The sequence below is a fragment of the Marinagarivorans sp. genome (assembly GCF_982758155.1).
The window spans coordinates 1-2,326 of sequence record NZ_CEXWTU010000395.1; the positions used below are offsets into that span (position 1 = coordinate 1).

The 2,326-nt window shown below is 47.6% G+C and carries 3 protein-coding genes and 1 pseudogene; all 4 read right to left on the reverse strand.

What is annotated here, in order from left to right; genetic code table 11:
- Window positions 1–155: 155 nt before the first annotated feature.
- Window positions 156–503, reverse strand: coding sequence for a hypothetical protein (locus AC3A8L_RS21250; RefSeq protein WP_487964277.1), 348 nt, complete (start codon window positions 501–503; stop codon window positions 156–158).
- A gap of 140 nt (window positions 504–643) precedes the next feature.
- Entirely contained in the window at window positions 644–1,426 is a 783-nt protein-coding gene (locus AC3A8L_RS21255) for a hypothetical protein (RefSeq protein WP_487964278.1), read from the reverse strand.
- 162 nt (window positions 1,427–1,588) lie between these two features.
- Window positions 1,589–2,011, reverse strand: a complete 423-nt coding sequence (locus AC3A8L_RS21260) for a DNA polymerase III subunit chi (RefSeq protein ID WP_487964279.1) — start codon at window positions 2,009–2,011, stop codon at window positions 1,589–1,591.
- Window positions 2,012–2,158: 147 nt separating this feature from the next.
- Window positions 2,159–2,326, reverse strand: a pseudogene (locus AC3A8L_RS21265) (leucyl aminopeptidase); the annotation flags it as partial.

The following is a 2,326-nucleotide window of genomic DNA, read 5'->3' on the forward strand; positions in this document are numbered from 1 at the left end:
TTAAAGGGGCGCATGCCGGGGCATGTAACGCTTTGAGCAACGAAGATAAAGAGGTCGAGATCAAGCATTAGTGGATGAAATATTGTTTCCTCGTCCCTTAGTTGCATTGAGTGTGTTTTGGTTCCCTTTGTTGGGCTACGTTTTGGACGTCGTTATTAACCTGTAATGGATATCTCACTGCAGTGGTTGTCGTGATCGCCGTAGAAATGTGCGTGTAAAATATCTACGGAAAATTCACGTGCATGGCTCTCTAACTGCGAAACGGCGTTGAAGGCGGGCGTTAGGTAAACGAGCCCTCGAATAGTGTGGACACCATTGTGGCATCGAGTTTCATGAGCTAAAAGAAAGGTTCTTTGTCCGCAGGATGATAAGGGGTCTACAGATTGTATTATTTTGAGTGAAAAGCCTTTATAGAGCTCCCACAGGGACGGCAGTTTCTCTTGCCATTCTGTTGTTAGTGGGAATTCCCTTTGCCAGTGAGCCTGTTGATCGTAGATCGTCATCTGCATGCCCTGTAAATAGATTCTAATTATTCTTTTGAATCTATTCTATCTGCGGGATGGGGTAAGGGTTGTGACTGGTTTAACAACTCGAGAGGGCGGAGATGGGTGGTGTCTCAAAGATGATGGGTGCGCCATGTTTTTTAGTGTGAAGGCTCTTGTGTGATCTTCTGCTTGGCGGCTAGCTGCTGCTGAAGTGATGTGTTCAAGCGTTGTCGTAAGTCGGCTTCAATGAGTGGTAAATATTTGGCGACTAAGGTGTCGACTAATATTTGGTGGTCGTTTGCCGTGGCTGTAGTTTGTATTGCCTGCGGCTTGTGCGGCTCGCCGGTAACGTTGCGAAGTAAAGCTGTTGACGCATCCATGGACTCGCTGGAACGTGCAATCCCCTCAAGCAGTGAAACCTTACTTTTGTCTAGTCGCTCGCGGAGATGTTGGGGTAAAAAGGGGTTTTCGTCCGAGTTAGTTGGTATGGCCATGGGAGGTGATTGTGCCTTTAGGTGTGAGGGGAGTAGTGATTCGGCTGTAAGCTTTGCGACAGCAAAAATGTCGGCAGGGTGCGCCAGTTCTGCTTGGGTGGCCTCTTTCGTAGGAGTAATGCTGTTAGCGTTTACAAGTTTGGTCGAAATTTTGGTTTCGTTGTTCAAAGTGACGTCTGTTTTTATGACTTGCTGGTCGGCGTTGTCGAGTTCGCGTAGCTCCGCATCAAGTTGCGCCATGGCTTCTCTGTGCGCAGTAATGGCTTCGTTTCGGTCGGCCGGCACGGCATCGCCTAGCAGCGGAATATTGTCTACTTCAAGTGTCGGTATGCTCGCGGCTATAGCTGTTATGGGCGCGTCATCGCCACCATAGGCCTCGATCTCGGCCAATTGGTGGCGCAAGGCCTCTAAGTCACTCAGTAAACGTTCTTTGGTATTGCTACTCATTAATATCACAGCTCTGTTTTTAACGCCTGAAGAATATAGCTTATTTTTTAACCTGTGTAACAATTTAGTGGCAATAAAGGACGGTTTTGAGACGTTGCTATTACAGTTTGAGGGTTAATTGTCAAAATGTATGTGGTGTAGTTATAGCAGATTTGCAGAATGCTACAAATTATGCATAAAAACCTCATGCCCTTGAGCTTTGTAATGGCGGTAATTGGCACGTGTTTGCTGCAGTATTTCGGGTACTTGTATAACGATTTCAGCCAGCCGTTGAAACTCATCACTTTTGGGGTGAGGCTGAGGGTGTAAATTAATTATCAACTCGCGATAGTTGGGCTGATCTTGGTTTACGGCAAGTAAAATGGGTGGGGGTGGCTCGGGCGCTGGTGCCAAGGCGTGTGGAAGGTAGGATTCTGGCTGGTTTTGCCAAAGCTTTGCGTCTAGTGTGCTGGCGGCACTATGGTCGTTTAGCCAGATAAGCGTGCTAAGTTGGTGGTGTAGTGCTTTTTGGCTCAGTTTGACGGCAAAGTCGAGTCGCGCATCCATACTGGTGCTTTTCAGAACATAAAAATCAATGCGGGCCATAGTTACATATCAAAATAGTGTCGTATTGAAGGCGTGGTGTATAAACCGAAGCGCAGCCTGGGATCGCGTTGCCATTTTAGGCTGGCAATTAAAGTGCGCACCATCGTTATCGATAGTGCGCACAGCGGTTTCGCCTATTTTTGTAGTTTATGCATTGTTGATTAGGTAGTTCACAAGCAAGGGAACTGGGCGCCCGGTAGCGCCTTTATTGCCACCGCTATTCCAAGCTGTACCAGCAATATCTAAGTGTGCCCAGGGGTAGCTTTCTGTGAAGTAGGATAAAAAGCATGCTGCTGTGATGCTGCCGCCTTCGCG

What these genes read in the sequence shown, in the direction of transcription:
- AC3A8L_RS21250 (WP_487964277.1), bottom strand. Translation starts at nt 503, where the DNA reads ATGACGATCTACGATCAACAGGCTCACTGGCAAAGGGAATTCCCACTA.
- AC3A8L_RS21255 (WP_487964278.1), bottom strand. Translation starts at nt 1,426, where the DNA reads ATGAGTAGCAATACCAAAGAACGTTTACTGAGTGACTTAGAGGCCTTG.
- AC3A8L_RS21260 (WP_487964279.1), bottom strand. Translation starts at nt 2,011, where the DNA reads ATGGCCCGCATTGATTTTTATGTTCTGAAAAGCACCAGTATGGATGCG.